Below are 21820 nucleotides of genomic sequence, written 5' to 3'. Positions count from 1 at the left end.
GAGGTAACAAAATCTTTTGGGAAAAGAGAAAATGATGTTCAAAAAAATTTCGGTCAATAGATTGATATCCTTTTGACACCTTCGAGCTTCGAGAGCTCGTTGATAAGGTCGCCGGGTATGGGCTTTTCCGTTATTATCGTCAGCGTTGCCTCTGGATAGAGCTCGGGATCCTCAGCAACGACCTGAACGATGTTGATGTCGCGCTCCGCTATCTTCTGGGCAATCTTGGCGAGAATCCCTATGGCCCTCGGTTCGGGCTCAATTTCGATGACACCATAGCCAACGTGTCTTCCAACGTACTTCATATGGACAGTCGGTTCGAGATTAGTGTAGATATCCTTTAACTCTTGAATTTTGAGTATCATGGCAACTGTCTCCTTTACAACGCGCCTGTCAACGTCGAGGGCCTTGGCTATCTTCGTGTAGGGAACCTCTATGTCCCCTGCTTTAATCTTCATGTCATCTGAGACTTTCAGGCCATACTTCAGGAGGGTTTTGGCAATCTGTTTCCTGACAGGATACTCATCAAAATAGTGTTCAATCTTTCCCCACATGGACTATCACCCAGTTAAGTTCACCAATAGACTTTTTAATCCAATAATATTAAAATGTTTCCATGCCCGCATGCCTTCACCGGGGGAATTTAAAAATTTTTCCGGGCGGATGTTTTATCCACCGCCGGCTTTTTAAACCAAAACGTGACGACACACGACCATGATAGAGCTCCGCCTCCCCCACGTTACGTTCGAAGACCTTGGAGACACGGTTAGGTTAATCTGGCGTGAAACTCTTTATGCAGACTTCCCCAAGAGAGAGCTTGAGCGGGTTATAAGGAAGAAGTACAGGGTTTCCCCTGAGATCTCGGCCAAGGACGGCGCGCTGGTAATCGACACGGACTACGAAAAGGTTGAGGGATTCATTGCGCTCTACATCCAGAACAACCTCGGCGCGCTTTTGCGGAATCGCTACACAAAGAGGAAAGTCCTCTACATCCACGAGGGACTCGACGTCCCGCTTCTCGGCTACAATGCCTTCGGACTTATAGACAGGGGAACAAACCTGATTCAAATCCGGGGAGTAAGCGGGTGTAATTTGAGCTGTATCTTCTGTTCCGTTGATGAGGGACCCTATTCAAGGACGAGAAAGCTTGACTATGTAGTTGACGTTGACTACCTTATGAACTGGTTCGACGACGTTGCGAGGATAAAGGGAAAGGGTTTGGAAGCCCACCTCGACGGCCAAGGGGAACCATTGATTTATCCCTTCAGGGTTGAGCTGGTTCAGGCGTTGCGAGAGCATCCAAACGTTTCTGTAATATCGATGCAGAGCAACGGGACGCTCTTAACAGATAAGCTCGTTGAGGAGCTTGCCGAGGCGGGACTCGACAGGGTGAACCTCTCAATTCACTCCCTAGATCCCGACAAGGCCAAGATGCTCATGGGGATGAAGAGCTACGACCTTGAGCACGTCCTTGATATGGCCGAAGCCTTAGTGAACGCTGGAATAGACGTTCTAATAGCCCCAGTTATAATCTTCGGAATCAACGACGATGAAGCTGAGGCCTTCATAGAGTTCGCCCGGAAGATTGGAGCCGGAAAGCGCTGGCCGGCACTCGGCTTCCAGAACTACATACCCTACAAGTTCGGAAGGAACCCGACGATAGCCAAGGTAAAGCCCTTCAAGGAGTTCTACGCCTGGCTAAGGAATCTGGAGGAGAGGACGGGAATGAAACCGCTGGTCCTAAAGCCGAGCCACTTCGGCATGGAGAGACGCGATTTTATCCCCCTGGCATTTAGACCCGGGGAAGTTGTCAAGGCTGAAGTCGTTCTGCCGGGCAGGATAGAGGGCGAAATGCTGGCCAAAGCGAGGAACAGGCTCATCGAAGTCGTCGGGACGAGGGCCGAAGTAGGAGACAGGATTAGGGTGAGAATCGTCAGGACAAGGCACGGGATTTACATCGGGACGGAGATTTAATCCTTTTAAGGTGCTCTTCCAAACTCCATCGGGTGAAAACATGGGGCGCTTATCCTTCCTCGGCCTCTTGGTCGTGATAGTTTTTTCGCTCGTTGCGGTGGCATTGGCCAGCGAATCCGGTGTTTTCTCAGATCTCTGGGGGGAATACCAATACTCCTCTACTCCAAATGGTCCAGGCTGGAGAAGTGCCCCGGAGGACCCTCAAACCGTTTACGTATCGATCATAGTCCCAAACGTCAGACTTAAGGAGGCCATTAAAAGCGCCCTTGAAAACGTGACCCGTTCCCACGGCCTAAGGTTAGTCTACGTCAACAAGCCGATAACCGACTACGACCTTAAGGGAAGGATCGTGATCGTTTACCTCCCAATGGACTTCCGGAGTGAGGGGCTCCTCAGCACTGAGTGCGGAGTCTCGGGGGTTCTCTACTACTCCTACCCCGGCGACGCTAGGACCTTCGCCGAGCTCATGCTCAGCAGAAACGTTTCCAAAGAAACTGAGAAAACCATCAAAAAGCTTGCTCTTGAACTGAGCTCTTCGAGCGTTAGACGGCTAAAGAGGGAACACGTTTCAAACCAGACCGTTGGCGTAGCCTACTGGTGGAATCTAAAAGCAAAGGTCGGAAAATTGAAGAGTGGAAATCCCTACGAGATGATTGCTAACGAGATAGCATCACAGCTCGACCAGTTCCTCAAGAGCTCTTAATTTTTCCCTTATTTTGAGGTGAAACCATGAGGGCAAGAACCTTCGCGTTTATCCTTCTGATTCTCACGGCGCTGGTAGTTTACCGTCTGGTTTCGTATAATGTCTCATACCAATGGTATCATGAAGTGACATCAACCTATGAGGGACCCAGAAACGGCACGGTGTACGTTTTCTTAGAGGGCGGTGGCAACACATATTTATACCTTCCAGCTTATATAAATGAGTCCCTTGGCTCGCTGAAACTGAGACCGGTTTTCATCGACTATTACAATGCACCCAATGAAACTGGAAACCTTCTTCTGATAAAAGTGCCGATCTGGGCAGAGCTCTCAGGCTTTCTCTCGGTTACGTATGAAGCCAACGTTACCATCGAGTACTACAAGAATGTCAACGTTAGGGAAGTGGTTTTGCAGTACATCTACTCCTCAGGAAGTGTTGAGGCTAAACCCGTGGCAATTGCCAATCTAACGATCACGATGAGGGCCGGCTACCGCTCAAAGTTTGACCCGTACCGGGAGCTGGCGAAGATAGTGGCGGAAAAAACAGGTGAACTCCTAAGGACCTCAGATGAACCTTGAGCTCCTCACCTTTAGTTTTCCTGCCTTATAAAGCTCCAGCAGGATTTCCACTATTCTTTTCCCAGCTTTTCCATCGCCGAAGGGATTTTTAGCTTTGGCCATTCTCTCGTAGAACTCCCCCTCTTCCATCAGCCGTCTCAGATAATTCATTGCCCTCTCCTTCTCAAGGCCGACCAGGACGTTTCCGCCGGCTTTAACCGTCTCCGGCCTCTCAGTGTTGTAGCGGAGCGTCAGGCAGGGCACGTTGAGGATTATCGCCTCCTCCTGTATTCCGCCCGAGTCCGTCATAATCGCGAAGGCGTTTTTCTCTAGCCTGAGGAAGTCAAGGTAGCCGAGGGGCTTTGTGATTGTCAGGTTCTCTATGTTTTCGACTCTCTTCAGCAGGCCGAACCCCTTAAGCCGGTTCCTCGTGCGCGGGTGCATCGGGTATATCGCCCTCATCGGGAGGCTTTCGAGGATTTCAACCAGCTTTTCAAGGTTGTCCCTGCTGTCCGTGTTCTCGGCCCTGTGAACGGTTATAAGGAGATATTCCCCTGGCTTGAGGTCAAACCTCTCCAGAACGTCGCTTTTCTTCTCCGCCACCTCGGCGTTCTGTAAAACCGCATCAACAACCGTGTTGCCAACTACGTAAACGTTCTCAGTTATTCCCTCCCGTTCGAGGTTTCTCCTCGCTTCCTCTGTCGGAGGGAAAAGGACTTCACTGGCGTGGTCGGCTAAGATTCTGTTTATCTCCTCCGGCATCGTCCTGTCAAAGCTCCTCAGTCCAGCTTCAACGTGGGCCACAGGGATTTTGAGCTTGACGCTCGCAAGAGCCCCCGCCAAAACGGTGTTCGTATCGCCTTGAACGAGCGTTACGTCAGGCTTCTCCTTCATTAATACCCTCTCGATTTCTATCATGGCCTTCCCCGTCTGCTCCGCCTGGGTTCCGGAGCCGACCTCAAGGTGGTAGTCTATCTCCGGCAGTTCAAGCTCCTCAAGAAAGACCCTGCTCATCTCGTAGTCGTAGTGCTGGCCCGTATGAATTAGGAGGGGTTTAATGCCTGCCTCAATAAATGCCCTTATCACGGGGGAGAGCTTTATTATTTCAGGTCTCGTCCCGAAGACGAAGGCCGGCTTCAAAACTCGCCCCTCCCTATGCCCTTGAAGAGGAATCCCCTCGGCGGTTCTTTAACAACATGCCTGCCGTCTATGAGGATTCTCGTCCTCATGAGTTTCCCAAGGCTTTCCCAGTCGAGGGACTTAAAGGCCGTGTGGTCGGTGGCTATAACAACCGCGTCCGCGTTTTCAACTGCTCTCTCGACGCTTTCAGCGGTTCCCCCAACGAACGGGTCGTAAGTCTTAACGGCCTTCACGTCGTCCTTTATGGCATCTATAAAGGCCAGGGCAGGGGAATTTCTAGTGTCGTCGCTGTCGCCCTTGTAGGCTAGACCCAGAACTGCAATAACCGCCTCTTCCGGTGGAACATTGAGTTCCTTTAAAGCTGAGAAGAGTAAATCCTTCGTGAAGAGGGGCATCGAGTCGTTTATCTCCCTCGCGAGCTTTATGAGCCCGAAGTCCTCCTTGGCCGGCCAGAGGAGAAGATAGGGGTCTTTGGGCAGGCAGTGGCCCCCAACACCTATACTCGGAACGTGGATTCTGACCCTCGGGTGGGTGTTGGCGAGCTCTATTGCCTCGAAGACGTTTATCCCGTACTGGTGAGCTAAAAAGGCGAACTCGTTGGCCAGGGCTATGTTAACATCCCTAAAGGTGTTCTCCATCAGCTTAACGACCTCGCTGACGGTGGAGCTCGTTTTGAAGGTCTGGCCCCTGACAAAAGCCCTGTAGAGTTCTTCAGCAATCTCCGAGCTCTCCGGCGTTATTCCGCCGAAAATCCTTGAGTTGTAAACCAGCTCCTTGAAAATCCTCCCGGGCATTACCCTTTCCGGTGCGTGGACCATGTAGAAGTCCTCGCCCGCTTTAAAGCCCGTAATCTCCTCAATCAGACGGGCCATCTTTACCGTTGTCAGTGGTGGAACCGTGCTCTCTATCACCACGAGGGAGCCCTTTTTCATGGCTTTAGCTACCGTCCTGACGGCGCTCTCAAGGTAGCTCAAATCCGGGGTTTTGTCTTCTTTGAGGGGCGTTTGAACGCAGATTATGTAGGCGTCCTTCCCCCGTATCTCGTCCGGATTTGAGGTCGCCCTGAGGTTACCACTCTCTATTGCCTTCTGGAGCAGTTCGTTTATTTCAGGCTCGACGATGTGGGCTTTTCCGGAGTTTATCTTCCTGACAACTTCTTCCCTGATTTCATAACCGGTAACCCTGAATCCGGAATTCGCGAACATTATGGCCGTGGGGAGGCCTATGTAGCCAAGACCTATGACCGCTATCTCCTGCATTTCATTCATTCCACTCACCGAGGCCCGTTGGAAAACCCCAGATAAAAGCCTTTTTGAGGTAACGATTTTGAAAGCATTGGAACGGTTCTTACTCGGGTTTTGCCTCTTTCCTCATGAGGAACATCTCTGTTCATTCCATCTTTCTGTGATGGCCCGTTTAAAACTCACCTCATGGAAAGAAAGCGTTAGAAATCGTTTTTCATCAAACGGACTTCCTAGAACCAATTGAAAAAACGCTTCCACAACCGTTTTTCGGAAAGCCTTATATTGGACAAAACCGTTCATTCATCGGCGGGTGGTAGAATGAAGGTGTGGATTGATATAACGAACGCGCCTCACGTTCACTTTTTCAAGGGTATCGTCAAGGAACTTGAAAAAACTGGTCATGAGGTTCTAATCACGACGAGGAAGTTTGATGGCCTAACAGGGATTCTTGACATGCTGGGTTTTGACTACTACGTGGTCGGGAAGCACGGGGGTTCCACGCTTGAGGGCAAACTCATAGCGAGCGCCGAAAGGGTTTACAAGCTCAGCCGGCTGATAATCGAGGAAAAACCGGATTTGGCCATCTACAAGCACTCCGTTGAGGCACCCCGTGTTGCCTTTGGCCTCGGAATCCCGAGCATAGGTTTCGTCGATAACGAGACCGCGGTTGCTCAAAACAAGCTCATTTTGCCCCTCACAAGGCTCCTCCTGTATCCGAAGGCAATAGACGCCTACGAACTCCTCAAGTGCGGTGCCAACCCCAACGGCATGAAGCCCGTCAACGGTTTCTCCGAACTTGCTCATCTCTACGGCTTTAAGCCCAGCAGGAAAGTCCTGAAGGAGCTCGGCCTCAGGAGGAACGGCTACATAGTAATGCGCACCGAACCGGTCAAGGCCAACTACTTCAACGGCCCCGAGAAGAGCATCCTCGAGGATGTAATCCCGCTCCTACCCGAGATGCCGATGGTCCTCTTCCCAAGAACGGAGGAACAAAGAAAGCGTTTTGAGCGGTTTGATAACGTCATAATGCCGGAAAAACCCGTTGACAGCTTGAGCCTGCTTTATTACGCCAGACTGATGATAGGGGCCGGCGGGACCATGAACAGGGAAGCGATAGCCCTCGGAACGCCGACAATCTCCACCTATCCAGGAAGGCTCTTGGCCGTTACCAGATGGCTCGTCGAGCTCGGCGTTAAGTTCCACTCAACTGACCCCATGGAAATAGCCGAGGTCGCGGAGCATATGATAGAGTCGGGTAAAAGCTACAGGAACTATATAAGAAGCGTTGTTTCGAGCCTTGAAAATCCCATGGATGCCATACTGAAGGAAATAGAAACTTATGAGGAGAGCGGAACTTTCGAAGTCTCAGAGACCGGCAACCTTGGGGGTTATGTAAGCCTCAATGAAAGCCGCAAGTAAGAGCATGATAAGCGTTAAACCGTAGAGCTTCAAAGCCGTTTTCATTCCCTCCTTAAATCCTTCCGCCGGTTCCTCTGAGTTTCTTATGCTCCTGTACCAGAGAACCCCTGCTGTTCCTGCCAGAACAAAGGCGGGGATTTCAACTACTCCATGAGGAACCAGACCCAGGACAATTTTCTCAACGGGAAAGCCTTTTCTAACAAAAACTCCTGCGACAACCCCAACAACGGCACCGTTGAAAAACATCATCGCCCATGGTCCTAAGCCGAAGAACAACCCGGAGACCAGGACGAGGAGTGCAACACTTGCGTTGTGGGTAAATATTTTGATGAAGTTATCGAATGGATTTGGAGAGAGAGTACCAATTTCTTTAGCCAGCTTGAGAACATATTCACCCGCTCTTTCAGGCTGAGCGTAGGCGTATGCAACACCGAAAACTATCCCAATGCCAAAGGTCAGCAAAAGCAGACCGAAGATTTTCTTGGCATTCACGATATCACCCTTTGATGGCCTTCTTGAGGGCTATCTTGAAGTCCTCAACGTTGACGTAGGGCATTTCCACATCGAGTCTCATCGCAAAGAATTCATCAACGAGATGCTCAAGCTCCTCCAGCCTGTGTCCCTCAAGCTTCTGCTCAAGCTCATGAATGGCTTCCTCAGGGTGCATGAAAAAGTCCCCTGTAATTTTGACGTGCTCGGCTATGCCGTTTTCTTCGTCAAACTCAATCCTTATGAGACCCTTCTTGGCCTTGTGCTCGCCGACATGGTGCTTCATTTTTCTCACCCCCGGAGAGAGTAAGCGGGGAAGTTTTTAAAGGTTGGGCTGAATTGAGAGCGGTGGTAAAGATGGCCTATAGAGAAATCCAGGAGAAGGCGAGGCTCACACTAAGGAAAGCACTCGACGAGATGCTCACTGAAGTGGGGAAAGATTGGGACGGCGAGATAACCTTCGACGATACCCCTAGTATCGAGCTTGGGGATTTTGGAACTGCCCTGGCTTTCCAGCTCGCTAGGGTCTTGAGGAAAGCCCCGAAGCTCATAGCGGAGGAACTGGTTAAACGAATCGGTGAGAACCTTCCCGAAGGAATAAGGGAAGTTAAGGCCGTGAACGGCTACATAAACTTCTACCTCGACTACTCCTACTTTGGAAGGGCACTCATTAGTGAAATCCTTGAGAAGGGCCCCTCCTACGGTGAGAGCGAGACTGGAAGGGGCAAAAAGGTTATCGTCGAGCACACCTCCGTCAATCCGACGAAACCACTTCACATGGGGCACGCGAGGAACGCCGTTCTCGGCGATACCATGGCGCGCATAATGAGGAAGCTCGGCTACACCGTTGAGGTTCAAAACTACATAGACGACCTTGGGGTGCAGTTTGCGCAGGTCCTCTGGGGATACCTCAACCTCAAGGAGGAATTCGAGAGGATTGATGCCGAACTCCGTGAAAAGGGCCTCAAGGAAGACTTCATAGACCACGTCATGGGCCTGCTCTACGTCGAGGTGAACAAAAGGCTTGAGGAGAACCCTGATGTCGATAAAGAAGTCCGCGAGCTAATGAAGAAACTTGAAGAGGGAGACAACGAGGTAGCGGAAACTGGCAGGAAGCTGGCCGAGAGAGTCGTCAGGGCCCAGATGCTGACCACATACAGAATGGGCATAGCCTACGACCTCCTCAGCTGGGAGAGCGACATAATGAGGAGCGGAATCTTCAAGGAGGCCTACGAGCTTATCGAGAAGAACGAGAACTTCTTCTGGGCCGAGGAGGGTAAGTACAAGGGAGCCTTCGTCATGGATTTAAGGAAGCTCTTCCCAGACATGAAGAACCCGTTTTTGGTCCTCAGGAGAAGCGATGGCACCGCTACATACACGGGCAAGGACATAGCCTATCACCTCTGGAAGTTCGGCAAGGTAAAGTCCGACATGCTCTACAAGCTCTGGGATAAGCGAGAGAATCACGAGACATGGACGACCGCTCCTGATGGTGAGGAAATGCCCGGCAGGTTTGGAAGGGCCGATGTAGTCATCAACGTCATCGGCGCGGAGCAGAGGCACCCGCAGATGGCGATAAAATACGCCCTCCAGTTGCTCGGCTTCGAGGAAAGCGCGAAGAACTTCCACCACCTAGCTTACGAGCACGTTGTCCGTGAAGAGGGTAAGTTCTCCGGTAGGAAAGGAACATGGGTCGGTTTCACCGTTGATGAGGTTCTCAATGAAGCCGTCCAGAGGGCGAGGGAATTAGTTGAACAGAAGAACCCGAGCCTGAGCGAGGAGGAGAAGGAGGAAATAGCGGAAGCCGTTGGCGTTGGGGCGGTGCGCTTCAATCTTGTCAAGTACAGTCCCGACAAGATAATCACCTTCCGCTGGGATGATGTTCTTAACTTCGAAGGCGAGAGCGCTCCATACATCCAGTACGCCCACGCCCGCTGTGCTTCAATAATCAGGAAGGCAGGGGAAAGTGGAATCGAGACGGACTGGAAGTCTCTCCTTGAGATAGCTGATTTCTCAAAACTCACAAACCGCGAAAAAGAACTTATAAAGCTCCTCTCTAAGTTCCCCAACGTCATGGAAAGCGCTGGAAGGGATATCAAGCCCCACTTGATTCCTGCTTATCTCAACGAGCTCGCTTCGCTTTTCAACAGGTTCTACATGGATCACCCGGTGCTTAAAGCTGAGGAAGGCATAAGGGAGGAGCGTCTGTTGCTGGTCCTGGCCGTCAAGCAGGTTCTCAGGAACGGTCTGGAGGTTCTCGGCATAGAGGCCCCGGAGAAGATGTAATGTCTTTCTCTCTTTGATTCTTTGGAGTGGAGTTTAGTTTAAATGTAAAAAAAATCAGTGAATCTTATACCTGAGGAAAGCTCCCAATCCACCAAAGGCCTTGTAGAACTGCTGGCCCTCTTCAGTGTCAAGGGAAATTATCTCCACGTTTGAGCCGGCCTCCTCGGCCATCTTTATGAGCTCCTCGGCAACGTCCCACTTTTCAAAACTCAGGTTCTGGCTCCCACACTTGGGGCAGTGCGTTAGCTTCTTCTTGTAGACGTGGAATTCCTGCTCGCTCATGGTTTTCTCTTCCTGCCAGCCACAGTTGTTGCACTTGACTCTCACCCGAACCTTGTCGTAGCCCTCGCTTATGAGGAGGGTATCAACCGCCCCAAGCTCGAGGGCCTGCCTTACCTCTTTCTCACCGTAGGTTATCATGCCTGTATCTTTGACGAGGTGCTTGAAAAAGTCCTGGATGAGCTTCCTCTCCTTCACCGCTTCGTGATCCCTAAGTATGTCGCTGGCCTTTTCGACGAGCTCCCTGAGACCGTATTCGCCGTGGTAGCTTATGTCAACGACGCCGATAATTTTCTTTTTGAGCTCGTGGTGGAGGTAGTCCCCTTCAACGAACTCCTCCTTCGTCGGCCCGGGACCTCCGATGATTATTCCCTTGAGCTCACCCTTTTCTAGGAGTGGCAGGAAAGCCTTGTTGGCGTGTTCTCCTATGCGCTTCATGAACTCGTGGGTTTCCTGCTCGCGAATTCTCTCATAACGCCTCGCCGACTGACCACCGGCCCTAGTCTTTCCGGGAACGTTCGAGGTAAGCTCGTCTATGACCTCTATGCGCTTCCCTCGAAGGAGCCCTATCGTAGCTTCGTTTTTCTCGACGGTGATTAGGCCATAGGCATCCTTAACGCGGAGCATCTCTTCAAGCGGTTCTGTGACAAAGGTCTGGTCACATCGGTAGAGGCGAACCTTGAGGGGCTCCGGAGGAACTATAGCCCAGAGCCTTATGTCGCTGACACCCTCCTGCTCGCTGACGTTGCCGACGAAGAGGGCTAGGCCATTCTCCGGAGTCTTTCGATACAGCTTGAGGTGTTGCATGGCCCTTTCCAACGCGCCAAGAACGTTCTTTCGCGTTGATTTGCTCTTGATGTTCTGTGCTGTTCCGTACTCTTCTCTTAACTGTTGCATTACCTTGTTTATGTCGTAGCCCGCTGGAATGTAGAGGCTTACCAGTTCGGTAGCACGACCTCGATAGCTTTTGAGCTCTTCGACCTTCTTTTTCAGTTCATACATCTCGGCTGATTTGTGAGACATGAGCATCACCCCTTTCTCTTCCCGTTTCTGGGTAGAAGGGGCCCTTATAAAAGTTTGGCGTTAGAGAAGGTGCAGAACCGAGAGGACTATCAAGATGAATGCTCCAAGGATTCCACCGACAGCGAGTACGAGAAGGGTCATTAGGTTTATGGGAACATGGGTTACCCCGAGAAAGTTCAGCAGGCCAATCACAAGAAGTCCAGCTATAGCGTTAACCGCAAGCCACTTGAGGACGGCTATTGTCAGTGCTAGGATGGCCCATCCGAAGAGAACCAAAAGGAAAAGGAAGAGTACTGAGAGCAACAAATCCGGCATGAAATCACCTCAGAGCTTTTCGAGTGTTTCCTTGGCAATCTGGCCGAGGGGAACCCACTTCTTGCCCTCAAATGGTAGGACAACCTTGTCCTCAACTCCCGTGAGTTCCTCAACGAAGGGTTTTAACTCGCTCAGTCCAAGTTCTCCTATCACGACAAGGAGGAAGCCCTTTTCATCTTTGTTGCATTCTGAGAGAGTACTTTTTATTTCTTCAACAATCCACTTGTGATATTTCTTTACGAGCTCTGGAAATTCTTTAATAACACTGTATGACAAAATCATTGCGTTCTCCTTGACATAGGGGTTTCTGCTATGTACCAGCGACATGAGTTTTCTAAATGATTCATCATTTATATATGGCTTGAGGACATTTTTATCTGTTTCAAGGATCTGTGTAAATGTTAGCAGTGCGTCACCAACAATTCCCGGGTTAGAGTCATCTAAAAGCTCTATAAGAGCGTTCATAACCTTTTTGTCCTTTATTGCCTCCTGAACTAGAAGCTCGAACTGCCCCGATTCAAGCATCTGTCTGACCTTTTTCTTTTTGGAACCAAAACTAAATAATGGCATTATTGTCACCCCATTAAACTTTTTAATTTGGGTATATTTTTATAAGACTTCCTTACCTTTAATGCTTTATGATGCATGTCCCTAGAAAGAAACTTATACTATGGAATCTTTTGTCAATTGTTGTTGTGCTCTTGGCGTATTATTTAAACAATCCATATTTAGGGTTTTTTGTTCCATTTATCCTGGGTTCTAATATTTTAATGCTCCTAATGAGGTCAAGAATTCCATTTAGCGTACTTATTACACTTTCTCCAGCTCTGGGTCTTTCTGTTCTCGCTATCGGGGCTTATGTTAGTAGTGATCTCAATATTCCTCTTCATATATATTATTGGGCATACACTTTTTTTGTTGTTATTACCTCACTACTTCTGTGGAACAAGCCAAATCTGGAATTGTTTTTTGACTTTAAGGAAATCATTACTGTTCTTCTTTCAGCATTTCTCTTGGTAACTATCCATTATTTCGCATACACTTATCCCGCAGACAACGTGGATAACTATTTTCATGCAACAAAGGTGCTCTATATATTGAGATATGATTCAATGTTCCCAACCGATGCTCCCTCCCCCAGTGTAGTTTTTTATCCAGGGGGGTATCATTCTCTCGCGAGTTATCTAGTAGAACTTACTGGATCGTCAATACCAGATGTTATGCTTGCTATACGAACTCTTGCGTGGTTATTGTTTGTGTTTGGGATATATTTTTTTGCTAAAACATGGTTTGATAACAAAATTGCGATGTACTCGGTCCTTGCTATACTTTCTACGAACATTGTCCACTATTACTTACTTGTCTATGTTGAACCAAATTTTGTCAGTTTTTACTTTTTCTTGGTCATGCTAGCTTTAACAGCCTCATATCTTAACAATAGTGATTTTAGACATAGCATATTTTCCTATAACGTGGTTGGGGTTATTGTGGGAACTGCCTCTATATTTTTTCATCCCTACTCTTTTCAGAACTATGTGTTCGTGATATTAGTATATATTCTATTAAAAACTCTATTAAAAACAGGTAAAGAATCTATTCGGAAAGATTTCAGGACAATACTCTTTATGTATCTCCTTGTTCCTCTGTTATCCTATGCTGTTCTCAATCCTTATTTCACTAAAATCCTTGTTCAAGGAATTGAAGCTAAGGGAGCGTACTTTTTTAATGTTTCAACAAGTCATGATAATTGGGCCTTCTTTGATTTTATGTGGAAGTGGGCAACTATCAGAAATGGGAATTATGTGGAAGTCTTTTTGATCATCTTGGGACTTACCTATTACATATTTAAAAAATCCTCAAAGAAAATTGAACTTTTATCAATTTTTGTGTTTGTTTTATTTGTTATATTTTTAAACATTGATAAGCTCACTCTTAACGTGCCTGTTCCATTTTATAGTGCTGCAGCTATGGAAAGACAATTCCTATGGACTGTGCCATTTTTTCCAGTACTAGTCGGCGCTGGTATGAATGCCTTATCGCTTCTTGTAGAGCACTTTAGAGGCAATTCCAAGAATCAACTTGCAAGGGGGGTTATTATGTTTGTTTATAGTATGATAATTGCATCATTTTTTCTAGTTCCAGCTTATGGGACAGCAAGGGATATTGTTTCGGCTGAAGCAAACTTCTATGTAACTCCAGAGGTTCTTAATGATTTTAAGTGGATCTCAGCTCATTATGATTCTGTCTCGGTTCTTGGATCGTGTCATTCTGATTCATCTCCATGGTTACCTTTTTTTGAGGGAACTAACTATCTTGTTCTCACGGATCCCTATTTTGATCGATGCCACATCAAGAATAAGACTGTTGAAGAATATGTGAACAAGGTCTTTTCCAAGAACTTGACATTACCTCAAACTCTCGCTTTTATAGATACAAATGCGCCCAGCTTAAATCCCTTGGAGTTTGCCAAAAAATATAAGCTCCTAAGACTTAATGGAAACGACTGGATTTTTGATTTATCATCTCATGATGTTTCTAAAAATAGAGAGATAATTCTTCATAATCTTCTTTTATGTTCCAGCACGCTTCCGGGAAATGTATATAAGTTTGGCAAATATTATGTCTGGGGATTTACTAAAAAATATTTTTATGTCGAATATTTTGCATTTGAAGGATTATATGTTGCGTGGATTTCAGAAAAGACGGGAGTAATAGCATTTAACCCGTGCAAGAACTATGACAAAATATATCTAACCCTCTTTGCATCTACAAGAATGGAAATTAATGTAAGTATCAACGGAAAGAGAGTATTAACCCGAGAGTTAAATAGGGGACTTAATGTTGTGAAAATTAATGAAACTGTTCAAAAAAACTCATTAAATACAATACAGATAACCAAATCTAAGGGAGTGCTTATGATCTATAAAATTAAACTGGGGTGAAAAATATGAAAAAATCTTCGTTCTATCTGTTGTTGATATGTCTTTTGGCATTGATACTAAGGCTTCCTCTTCTGCCAGTTATGAACTCCTATGTTGATTATGATGAAGGGACTTACCTTCTTATTGCTCGATTAATAAACCATGGCATCCTTCCATATCGGGATATTTTCGCAGTTCATCCTCCTCTATACTACTATGCCCTAGCGGGATGGATAAGAATCTTTGGTGACAGTTATATAATGGGTCGTGTTTTTTCTCTCATTTTAGGGTTGTTTTCGATTTTCATAGCTTATCTTGTTGGAAAAGAAGTTAAAAACAAAAATCTTGGTCTCCTGTTTGCCTTAGTTCTTGCTTTAGATCCATTAGCAATTCGAATAAACACTTTAGTTCTTCATGAAAGCATGGTTGAACTATTCACAGTGTTGTCCCTTCTATTTTTAACAAAATATCTCTCTACCCAAAAAAGAAAATATTCTTATTTTTCTGTGGTGATAGCTTCTCTTGGAACTTCTGTCAAATTTACTTTAATTCCGTATTTGCTTGCAATTTTTGTTTTTTTGATCTTCTATGAATCTGAACCCTTGAGAAAGATCCTTTTGAATTTCCCAAACATCTTAACTAGAAATCAGCAATATGTATTACCTCTTGCATATATGCTGTGGATATTAATTTCAACAAGCATTATTGTTATCTGGCCTAGAGATATAGCAAGGATAATTCTCATTGTTCCAGGGATTCACCCAATAGCAAAAATTGGTAATATATATGGATGTGTGCTGTTCTTGTTTTTCTGGATTTTTCTAACAGTCTATATACTTAACATCCGATATTTAAGTTCCTTTAAGATGCTATTGAAAGGTTTAAGTAATGTTTTTAGCTACATAATTATATTATCCTTAATTGTTATTTTCTCAAAGGCTCTTGTTGAGATACCTTTAGGAATTATGGTTTCACGAAATTATGTCAATCAAACTTATTTTGCCCAAGGGACACGTGGTTTTCCTTTCGTTGGTATTTTCTGGGTTTTAAACAATGTTCTCACCTATATTCAAAAGTCCTCATTGGAACTTTTAGTTTACTACTTACCATTGTTCTCTTTGATCATTTTGTGGATTACTTTTAAGGCTTTAGGCACCAAACTCTTATTTTCAAAACCTCTCGGAGCGTTAGCACTTTTAAATGGAATCTTTTATTTAATTGTAGCTCCTATAATTCCAAATCCACGATTTATATATCCTCTACTTTTAGTGCTCTACATATATCTTCTTTCCGGAGAGATTACTTTAAAGACCGGAGATGTCTGGAAGAAATTCCTTGGAATCCTGATATCTATAGTACTCCTAGTTGCTCTAATTGATGCCGGGGTTATCTACAACTACCCTAAGGGCCTTCTCAGAATTTCTTGTGCGCCTCATACAAAGGAACTAAGAGAGGACCTCTTGTCATATATCCATCAAGAAAACCTCAACGGCACTTATCTTTCGATTAATCCTATGGATGCCTATTATCTTCGGCTTACTGTTGTTCCCTTTATGGTAGATACTTTTGGATTAGGATATCTTGAAAAATATAACTTAGTTGATTTAGTCAGAGAATATTCTCCTGATTACGTGATTTATGATACGTGGATGTTCAATATGATGAAAAACAAACCCCTTCAGCGGGTGTATGGTCCATTGTTTAATTACACCCTCCAAAATGGTACTCTGTTATTTGAAGAGTCCTTAAAAGATGGAGAAATAATAGCTTTGTTCTCCTTTAGAACTCCTCCATATCCGTGGAGAGTTGACCTCTATGGAACTTCTCTTCAAGTATATTACAGTATAGCCAGAATTAACGTTAACTTTAATCCCTCTCCGGGATTTTTGAAGCTTGTAAAGGAGGATAATGGATATGAACTGTTAATTGTTTCTCATAACAGAACTTTTGAAGGCAGGATAACTCTTGGGAATAACTCCATGTCCATAGCTTTTCCTTATAATGTAACTCTAACAATTACTTCTCCTGGGGTCATTCTACACAACAAAACACCCGTTAGAAATGGTATTTTTGACAATGTGATTCTGTGTACATCTGAATCGTGCTTCCTACTCTCGGGAAAAATCAAGGTCTTTCATGACAAACTCACTGCCGAAGGCTCTATTCAGCTCAAGGTCCTGAAGAGATTATAGAGTTTAATGAAGTCTTTATCCGGTCAATAGTTGTATTTACAAACTGTCCTTCCTTTTTTATAGTACCGGTTCGAGGATCGATAAACTTCTTTAGTGCTAGATATATAACAACAAGTGCAAGTGCAAACATAAATATATACTCAAGTGATGCCTGAGCATTATGTTTCATATCGCATCCCTAATTGGATCTTCTACTAATAGTGTTTATAAATTTTTTTTAAAAACAAAAAACTCAAAAAGTATGAAAGAACACGAAATTATCCGCTAAGCATGCTGTTAAGGGTGTTGTTTATTGATGTTTCAGCTGTGTTTGCAGTTGTTGAAGCAGTTTTACCCCTGTTCTGAAGTTGCCTGACAACTATCAGTATAATGACAAGCGCTGCGGCAATCATGAAGAGGTACTCAATTGCACCCTGGGCCTTTCTCATCATTTATTATCACCTCCAAAGGTTTACTTCAACTGAATTTCGACTAAAAAAGCTTAAATATCTTTCTGCCCAATACTGAGTATGACCATGCTCAATATTGCAAAGGTTCCAAGAGGTGCTATAGTATGTTAATAAGCTTTCATTGCGAATCTTCAAGTATCGAAGATTGTGTAGAAGAAATCAATAAAAGGTCAGAAAATATCTTACGAGATATTCCTGGCTTTGTAAATTCCGCAAAGATACACCTAAGTTTTGGAGCATTCATGAATTTAGGGGTGGTATTGGCAATTGATAAATCCATTACTGCCAACAAAGTCGTAAGGGCTGAGTTTTCGTCTGGTCGGAACAAGGACAACGCCATCAACAAAACCCTTGAAAAGCTCAACACATTAATTCCAGAAAAAAGTAAAATTGTTGATTTTGAGGTAAAAACATACACAACACCAGTAACTAGGAGAACTTATGCTGTGGGAGTTGTTGTTTACAATGTTTTTGACCAGAAAAAGCCTATTGGAGAATACACACTTAAAGAGCGCAGAAAATTAATAGCCATGGTTCTTGAGGCCTTTAACTACAATCCTAAGGTCCTGAACATTTCCGAACTAGCCAGAATTTTTGGCGTTTCGAGAGATTCAATATACTACGATATTGAACAAATACTCAAGGAAGCAGGTAAATCTAAGTAGTCCATATTGGCCTCGGAGTTGCTGTAAGTATGAATATTATCCCTGCAATTATTGCAAGAACTATTCTTTTCTTTGATATCGGAGAAACTTCATCTAGAGCACCTGGATTGCCTGCAGAGCCTATTAACAGCACGAGTAAACCCCATATAAGCCAGCCACTCCAAAGATAACTCAGCCCTATAAGAACAAACGCTGTTACGTATGTTATTGCCCTGTGAATTTTTTCACTGATAAACGCCCTTAGAATATGGCCTCCATCGAGCTGAGCGACGGGTATTAAGTTGAGAAATGTAACAAGCAATCCAACCCACCCTGCCATAGCAACTGGATGAAGGAATATTACATAATTATCTGGTACATGAAGTATCGCTTTGGTTAAGAGCTCAAACAAGAGATTAGTTCCGAAATAGACACCTCCCTTTGTTTGAGGAACGGCAGTTGGGGGAACAACTATTGAGAGTTTTAATCCGACTGCTGTAACCGGAATTGCAACTAAGAAACCAGCTATTGGTCCGCTAGCGCCTAAATCTATTGCGGAATCTCTAGTTGGAAGCGGAGACTTAACTCTTATAACTGCACCGAGAGTACCAATTAAGCTGAAGGGAAAAGGAATGAAGTAAGGCATGGTTGCGCGAACACCATGATAAGCAGCTGCTATTTTGTGACCAAGCTCGTGAGTTCCGATAATTGCCATAACACTTACTGAGAAGGAAAGAGCTATTAAATATGGATTTCTGAATCCGGAAAGACCATAATAGTCCAGAGCAGAAATGTAATTTACCGCCAGCAAGTAACCTGAAAAGAATGTTGTAAGTATCGTCGCAACGAGAAAAACCCAGGGTAGCCATTTGTTGTCGGGTTTGATTTCTCCCGCTGGGAAGACAAACAGGAGTATCTTCCCATTGCGTTTTTTTAGTGCACACCAGTAGCCTAGTTCTTCCATCTCTCTTAGAACCTTTTCAAAATTTGGTTCAAGTATCTCGTTGACTTCAAAGACAAACACTCTTCCATCAAATCCTACAAAACTTGCGTTATAAAATGTCTTTACTTTTGCTTTCACCTCAGGAGGAAGGCCTGGTGTTTCATTCTCAATGAACTCGGATTGTCCTGATGAAGGGACTTCTACTGGTTTTTTAGTGACATCTTCAGTAACGTAACCAACGAGAATCATATCTCCCCCGCATCGGGGACAGGAGTGCTCAAGAAGGGGTTCGCTTGAATCCTTCTCTTCTCTGTATCCACAATTGAGACACTCGTAAATTCCCTTCGGCATCTTTTACCTCCGAGGTTAAAATTGAAAGGGAGGTTAAAAAGTTACTCCTCAACTTCGATTTCTCCTCTGTCGGCATTAACCTTAACCTTCATTCCAGTCCTGAGCTTTGAGACGTCTATGCCATCAACCATCGGGATTCCCGCTATTATGGCACCGGTTGCAACTATTGTCTCTGCCTCTCCCACTATTATGGCCTTTGGCGCCTTTCCGTTCTTCTTGAGGGCGTAGATTATGTAGGAGCCAACCGTTGAGCCCTTTCCCCTTGGAAATGCGAGTATCTTCCCGGCTATGCTTTTTCCCCTTATGTCGCTCTCGGCATCGGTGACGATTCCCGTCTCGGGGTCAACGCCTCCGAGAAATGAGAGGGGCTTTTGGGACACTATCAGTTCTCCCTCTGCCTTTCCGCCAACGATTTTCCTCCCCTTAAGCTTCATGGTCTCACCTCACGGGGCCTCTTTTATGAGCCTCTCAGCATCGTCCAGCCTGACGTTGAAGCCGAAGGAACGGAAGTAGAAAGCCGACTTCCCGCTGTTTGTTGCTATTCCCCTGTACCAGCCCTTTATCGGGGACACAACAAAGCACGAATCGGCTATAATCCTGCCGTTGTAGCGCTCTATGGTTTCCGTGTAGCCGAGGGCATCGGCGAGCGCTTTTACAGCTCTGCTCGCGGTGATGAAGAGCGGTATTTTGAGTGGCCTTCCCCGCATCTTTAAAAGCCCGGCTATCTCTTTGACCTCCTGGAGGGATGCATGGGGACAACCGATTAGAATCATGTCGATGTCCTTCCAGTCATCTTGGAACTGCTCCTTAACGGCTTCGATGTCCTTATCATCGACGGTTATGGTTTCCAGCTCTTTGTCTATCGCGTTTTTGTATTTCGGCGTCTCGTTCTCGACGTGGTAGAGAGCTATAGAACCCGTTGCCGCCATTGAAGCGCCGAGTTCTTTGAGGTAGTCCAGACTCTCTGGCTTGAGGCCGGTTATGTAGGGCACGTCGTTGCCCAGGGCCCTTCCTAGGTGATAGCCGAGTGCTGAGTAATCCACGAACGTCTTTACTCTCGCTTCCACTTTTACCTTCACGGTGGCTTTCCTGTTCTCGTCGAGGTGGAGTCCGTATTCAGGCGTTTTGCCAACGATGGCTGAGGCGAGGCTTGAGGGTCCACCTTCGCGGTTGGTTCTCGCTCCTATTATCGAGTTGGCAAAGCTTACCGCCGAGCTCTCGCTCCAAGCTATGTGGTCGCCGAACTTGGGCAGGTTCGCCCCGTAGTAGGGCGTGCACGTTGAGGTAACCTCTATCCCCATGGCCCTGTAAAGGTCCAGGACTTCCCTCTGCTTTTCCATGAACTCCTCATCGCCTATCCCCGCCGGATTCAGCGTTGTGTAGACACTCACCTTTGCTCCAGCGTTTACAAAGTCCCTCAGGAACTCAAGGCCAGCTTCACCAAGGTTCTTGTAGGAAACGCCGGCAATCTGGGCACTTTTTATCGGAATGAGCCTTTCGGCACCGTAAATATCGCCGAGTGCCACCAGTATCTCCATCGCCTTCTGGAGCGCGTAGCCGTATTCCCCGGCTAGAATAAGCTCCTCTTCCTTCGTCAGGTACATGACACCACCGAACCAAGAACGACGGGAGGGAATATAAATCCCGCTCCGAAAGATTTATAAAGTCTCCCCGAATGACTAACTAACGGGTCGAGCAGCGGGGTGGGGCAGCTAGGAGTGCCCGCCGGGCTCATAACCCGGAGGTCGGAGGTTCAAATCCTCCCCCCGCTACCAGATTTCTTGGGCGCTTTTGTCCCCTTGACCTTCTGCCGATGCCCTTTTTAACCCTTCGAGCCACTTCTTAACGGTGGTTCCTATGGAGCGCGTCGTCGAGATTCTCAGGGAGATTCTGGGGATACCTTCTCCGACTGGCTACACCAGGGAGGTTCTTGCGCACATTGAGAAGAGGCTCAACGAGGCCGGAATAAGAACGTATTACACCAACAAAGGAGCCTTAATAGCGGGCAACCATCCTGAGCCCGAGCTCGTCATAGCGGGCCACGTTGATACCCTTGGAGCGATGGTGAAGGGAATTTTGCCAGACGGGCATTTGAGCTTCACAAAAATCGGTGGGCTTCTCCTTCCGACGTTCGAGGGTGAGTACTGCACGATAATAACCCGCTCCGGAAAGAAGTTTAGAGGAACGCTCCTCCTCAAGAACCCGAGCGTCCATGTGAACAGGGAAGCCGGAAAGAAGGAGAGGAAAGAGGAGAACATGTACATCCGTCTCGACGAGCTCGTCGAGAAGAAGGAAGACACCGAGAAGCTCGGCATCAGACCAGGAGATTTTATAGCCTTTGACCCGAAGTTCGAGTACGTCAACGGCTTCGTCAAGGCGCACTTTTTAGATGACAAGGCGAGCGTCGCGGTTATGATTGACCTCCTTCTCGATTTGGCTGACGAGCTCGAAAAACTGCCAGTTGCTTTCTTCTTTTCGCCCTACGAGGAGGTCGGCCACGGGGGTTCAGCAGGCTATCCATCGAGCACTAAAGAGCTACTCGTCGTGGACATGGGCGTTGTCGGTGAAGGCGTCTACGGTAAAGAAACGGCCGTCTCGATAGCGGCGAAGGACTCAACCGGTCCATATGACTACGAGATGACGACCAGACTGATAGAGCTGGCCGAAGAGAAAGACATACCGCACGTCGTGGATATCTTTCCCTACTACGGTTCCGACGGTTCAGCAGCTTTAAGAGCCGGCTGGGACTTCAGGGTTGCCCTCCTTGGGCCCGGTGTCCATGCGAGCCACGGCATGGAGAGAACGCACGTTAAAGGCCTCCTCGCAACGAAGGAGCTGATAATGGCTTACATCGAGGAGAAGTTTGGACTTTGAACTTTCCCTTTTAACTC

The 21820-nt window shown here is 46.5% G+C and carries 21 protein-coding genes and 1 tRNA gene; 10 read left to right on the top strand and 12 right to left on the bottom strand.

From position 1 onward, the window contains the following. Positions 1-53: 53 nt before the first annotated feature. On the bottom strand, positions 54-554 hold the full coding sequence (locus MVG27_RS06285; RefSeq protein ID WP_297550762.1) for a regulator: 501 nt from the start codon (positions 552-554) through the stop codon (positions 54-56). A gap of 160 nt (positions 555-714) precedes the next feature. Here MVG27_RS06285 and MVG27_RS06280 point away from each other — a divergent pair, with 160 nt between their 5' ends. Genes MVG27_RS06280 through MVG27_RS06270 form a run of 3 tightly spaced genes read left to right on the top strand, consistent with a single transcriptional unit; the run spans position 715 to position 3255 of the window. Then, the gene (locus MVG27_RS06280) at positions 715-1974 is read left to right on the top strand and encodes a radical SAM protein (protein ID WP_297550764.1); all 1260 of its coding nucleotides are present in this window, start codon (positions 715-717) and stop codon (positions 1972-1974) included. Positions 1975-2014: 40 nt separating this feature from the next. Beyond that, positions 2015-2677 (top strand): hypothetical protein, encoded by a 663-nt coding sequence (locus MVG27_RS06275; RefSeq protein WP_297550766.1) that lies wholly within the window; start codon positions 2015-2017, stop codon positions 2675-2677. Positions 2678-2703: 26 nt separating this feature from the next. Next, positions 2704-3255 carry a hypothetical protein gene (locus tag MVG27_RS06270; RefSeq protein ID WP_297556363.1) on the top strand — a complete coding sequence of 184 codons (552 nt, stop codon included), beginning with the start codon at positions 2704-2706 and terminating at the stop codon, positions 3253-3255. Here the strand turns inward: MVG27_RS06270 and wecB are convergent. Further along, positions 3241-4374 (bottom strand): UDP-N-acetylglucosamine 2-epimerase (non-hydrolyzing), encoded by a 1134-nt coding sequence (gene wecB, locus MVG27_RS06265; RefSeq protein ID WP_297549664.1) that lies wholly within the window; start codon positions 4372-4374, stop codon positions 3241-3243. The genes MVG27_RS06270 and wecB overlap by 15 nt on opposite strands. After that, positions 4371-5642: a UDP-N-acetyl-D-mannosamine dehydrogenase gene (locus tag MVG27_RS06260; protein ID WP_297549723.1), complete on the bottom strand. Its 1272-nt coding sequence runs from the start codon at positions 5640-5642 to the stop codon at positions 4371-4373. Before MVG27_RS06260 ends, wecB begins: the two co-directional genes overlap by 4 nt. 294 nt (positions 5643-5936) lie before the next feature. Between MVG27_RS06260 and MVG27_RS06255 the strand changes: the two genes are divergently transcribed. Then, on the top strand, positions 5937-7037 hold the full coding sequence (locus MVG27_RS06255; protein ID WP_297549666.1) for a DUF354 domain-containing protein: 1101 nt from the start codon (positions 5937-5939) through the stop codon (positions 7035-7037). On the opposite strand, the gene MVG27_RS06250 is transcribed toward MVG27_RS06255, so the two are convergent. Both MVG27_RS06250 and MVG27_RS06245 read right to left on the bottom strand, forming a co-directional pair. Further along, positions 6984-7529, bottom strand: coding sequence for a stage II sporulation protein M (locus MVG27_RS06250; protein WP_297549668.1), 546 nt, complete (start codon positions 7527-7529; stop codon positions 6984-6986). The two genes, MVG27_RS06255 and MVG27_RS06250, sit on opposite strands and share 54 nt — an antisense overlap. Before the next feature lie 4 nt (positions 7530-7533). Continuing rightward, complete coding sequence (locus MVG27_RS06245) at positions 7534-7812, bottom strand: lipoate protein ligase C-terminal domain-containing protein (RefSeq protein WP_297467732.1); 279 nt, start codon at positions 7810-7812, stop codon at positions 7534-7536. Positions 7813-7883: 71 nt separating this feature from the next. On the opposite strand from MVG27_RS06245, the gene MVG27_RS06240 reads away from it, so the two are divergent. Next, positions 7884-9812 (top strand): arginine--tRNA ligase, encoded by a 1929-nt coding sequence (locus MVG27_RS06240; protein WP_297549725.1) that lies wholly within the window; start codon positions 7884-7886, stop codon positions 9810-9812. Between the two features lie 54 nt (positions 9813-9866). On the opposite strand, the gene prf1 is transcribed toward MVG27_RS06240, so the two are convergent. Genes prf1 through MVG27_RS06225 form a run of 3 tightly spaced genes read right to left on the bottom strand, consistent with a single transcriptional unit; the run spans position 9867 to position 11999 of the window. After that, positions 9867-11114, bottom strand: coding sequence for a peptide chain release factor aRF-1 (prf1, locus tag MVG27_RS06235; RefSeq protein WP_297549727.1), 1248 nt, complete (start codon positions 11112-11114; stop codon positions 9867-9869). Between the two features lie 60 nt (positions 11115-11174). After that, the gene (locus MVG27_RS06230) at positions 11175-11429 is read right to left on the bottom strand and encodes a pro-sigmaK processing inhibitor BofA family protein (protein WP_297549670.1); all 255 of its coding nucleotides are present in this window, start codon (positions 11427-11429) and stop codon (positions 11175-11177) included. A gap of 9 nt (positions 11430-11438) precedes the next feature. Beyond that, on the bottom strand, positions 11439-11999 hold the full coding sequence (locus tag MVG27_RS06225; RefSeq protein WP_297549672.1) for a hypothetical protein: 561 nt from the start codon (positions 11997-11999) through the stop codon (positions 11439-11441). Positions 12000-12067: 68 nt separating this feature from the next. On the opposite strand from MVG27_RS06225, the gene MVG27_RS06220 reads away from it, so the two are divergent. Beyond that, entirely contained in the window at positions 12068-14371 is a 2304-nt protein-coding gene (locus MVG27_RS06220; RefSeq protein WP_297549674.1) for a DUF6541 family protein, read from the top strand. 5 nt (positions 14372-14376) lie between these two features. Further along, positions 14377-16542 carry a glycosyltransferase family 39 protein gene (locus MVG27_RS06215; RefSeq protein ID WP_297549676.1) on the top strand — a complete coding sequence of 722 codons (2166 nt, stop codon included), beginning with the start codon at positions 14377-14379 and terminating at the stop codon, positions 16540-16542. A 257-nt stretch (positions 16543-16799) separates the two neighbouring features. Here MVG27_RS06215 and MVG27_RS06210 read toward each other — a convergent pair whose 3' ends face one another. Continuing rightward, on the bottom strand, positions 16800-16973 hold the full coding sequence (locus tag MVG27_RS06210) for a class III signal peptide-containing protein (RefSeq protein ID WP_297549678.1): 174 nt from the start codon (positions 16971-16973) through the stop codon (positions 16800-16802). Positions 16974-17095: 122 nt separating this feature from the next. Between MVG27_RS06210 and MVG27_RS06205 the strand changes: the two genes are divergently transcribed. Beyond that, positions 17096-17656, top strand: a complete 561-nt coding sequence (locus tag MVG27_RS06205) for a hypothetical protein (RefSeq protein ID WP_297549680.1) — start codon at positions 17096-17098, stop codon at positions 17654-17656. Here the strand turns inward: MVG27_RS06205 and MVG27_RS06200 are convergent. The 3 genes from MVG27_RS06200 to MVG27_RS06190 are packed head-to-tail and all read right to left on the bottom strand — an operon-like array spanning position 17649 to position 20533. After that, complete coding sequence (locus MVG27_RS06200; RefSeq protein WP_297549682.1) at positions 17649-18929, bottom strand: site-2 protease family protein; 1281 nt, start codon at positions 18927-18929, stop codon at positions 17649-17651. The two genes, MVG27_RS06205 and MVG27_RS06200, sit on opposite strands and share 8 nt — an antisense overlap. A 41-nt stretch (positions 18930-18970) precedes the next feature. After that, positions 18971-19363 (bottom strand): DUF126 domain-containing protein, encoded by a 393-nt coding sequence (locus MVG27_RS06195; protein WP_297549684.1) that lies wholly within the window; start codon positions 19361-19363, stop codon positions 18971-18973. A gap of 9 nt (positions 19364-19372) precedes the next feature. Continuing rightward, on the bottom strand, positions 19373-20533 hold the full coding sequence (locus MVG27_RS06190) for an aconitase X catalytic domain-containing protein (protein WP_297549686.1): 1161 nt from the start codon (positions 20531-20533) through the stop codon (positions 19373-19375). A 93-nt stretch (positions 20534-20626) separates the two neighbouring features. On the opposite strand from MVG27_RS06190, the gene MVG27_RS06185 reads away from it, so the two are divergent. Together MVG27_RS06185 and MVG27_RS06180 are read left to right on the top strand one after the other, a co-directional pair. Beyond that, a tRNA-Met gene (locus tag MVG27_RS06185) sits at positions 20627-20704 on the top strand. Positions 20705-20786: 82 nt separating this feature from the next. Beyond that, complete coding sequence (locus MVG27_RS06180) at positions 20787-21803, top strand: M42 family metallopeptidase (RefSeq protein WP_297549729.1); 1017 nt, start codon at positions 20787-20789, stop codon at positions 21801-21803. The last annotated feature ends 17 nt before the right edge of the window (positions 21804-21820 follow it).

Source organism: Thermococcus sp., assembly GCF_027011145.1.
Lineage (GTDB): Archaea > Methanobacteriota_B > Thermococci > Thermococcales > Thermococcaceae > Thermococcus.
The sequence above is the reverse complement of the archived record's forward strand: the minus strand, read 5'-3'. Positions and strand labels throughout refer to the sequence as shown.

Excerpts from the sequence above, each read along its gene's own strand:
- MVG27_RS06225 (WP_297549672.1), bottom strand. The coding sequence starts at position 11,999 with ATGCCATTATTTAGTTTTGGTTCCAAAAAGAAAAAGGTCAGACAGATG.
- MVG27_RS06230 (WP_297549670.1), bottom strand. The coding sequence starts at position 11,429 with ATGCCGGATTTGTTGCTCTCAGTACTCTTCCTTTTCCTTTTGGTTCTC.
- MVG27_RS06215 (WP_297549676.1), top strand. The coding sequence starts at position 14,377 with ATGAAAAAATCTTCGTTCTATCTGTTGTTGATATGTCTTTTGGCATTG.
- MVG27_RS06260 (WP_297549723.1), bottom strand. The coding sequence starts at position 5,642 with ATGAATGAAATGCAGGAGATAGCGGTCATAGGTCTTGGCTACATAGGC.
- MVG27_RS06255 (WP_297549666.1), top strand. The coding sequence starts at position 5,937 with ATGAAGGTGTGGATTGATATAACGAACGCGCCTCACGTTCACTTTTTC.
- MVG27_RS06240 (WP_297549725.1), top strand. The coding sequence starts at position 7,884 with ATGGCCTATAGAGAAATCCAGGAGAAGGCGAGGCTCACACTAAGGAAA.
- MVG27_RS06195 (WP_297549684.1), bottom strand. The coding sequence starts at position 19,363 with ATGAAGCTTAAGGGGAGGAAAATCGTTGGCGGAAAGGCAGAGGGAGAA.
- MVG27_RS06210 (WP_297549678.1), bottom strand. The coding sequence starts at position 16,973 with ATGATGAGAAAGGCCCAGGGTGCAATTGAGTACCTCTTCATGATTGCC.
- prf1 (WP_297549727.1), bottom strand. The coding sequence starts at position 11,114 with ATGTCTCACAAATCAGCCGAGATGTATGAACTGAAAAAGAAGGTCGAA.
- MVG27_RS06180 (WP_297549729.1), top strand. The coding sequence starts at position 20,787 with ATGGAGCGCGTCGTCGAGATTCTCAGGGAGATTCTGGGGATACCTTCT.
- MVG27_RS06220 (WP_297549674.1), top strand. The coding sequence starts at position 12,068 with ATGATGCATGTCCCTAGAAAGAAACTTATACTATGGAATCTTTTGTCA.
- MVG27_RS06270 (WP_297556363.1), top strand. The coding sequence starts at position 2,704 with ATGAGGGCAAGAACCTTCGCGTTTATCCTTCTGATTCTCACGGCGCTG.
- MVG27_RS06285 (WP_297550762.1), bottom strand. The coding sequence starts at position 554 with ATGTGGGGAAAGATTGAACACTATTTTGATGAGTATCCTGTCAGGAAA.
- MVG27_RS06280 (WP_297550764.1), top strand. The coding sequence starts at position 715 with ATGATAGAGCTCCGCCTCCCCCACGTTACGTTCGAAGACCTTGGAGAC.
- MVG27_RS06275 (WP_297550766.1), top strand. The coding sequence starts at position 2,015 with ATGGGGCGCTTATCCTTCCTCGGCCTCTTGGTCGTGATAGTTTTTTCG.
- MVG27_RS06200 (WP_297549682.1), bottom strand. The coding sequence starts at position 18,929 with ATGCCGAAGGGAATTTACGAGTGTCTCAATTGTGGATACAGAGAAGAG.
- MVG27_RS06190 (WP_297549686.1), bottom strand. The coding sequence starts at position 20,533 with ATGTACCTGACGAAGGAAGAGGAGCTTATTCTAGCCGGGGAATACGGC.
- MVG27_RS06205 (WP_297549680.1), top strand. The coding sequence starts at position 17,096 with ATGTTAATAAGCTTTCATTGCGAATCTTCAAGTATCGAAGATTGTGTA.
- MVG27_RS06245 (WP_297467732.1), bottom strand. The coding sequence starts at position 7,812 with ATGAAGCACCATGTCGGCGAGCACAAGGCCAAGAAGGGTCTCATAAGG.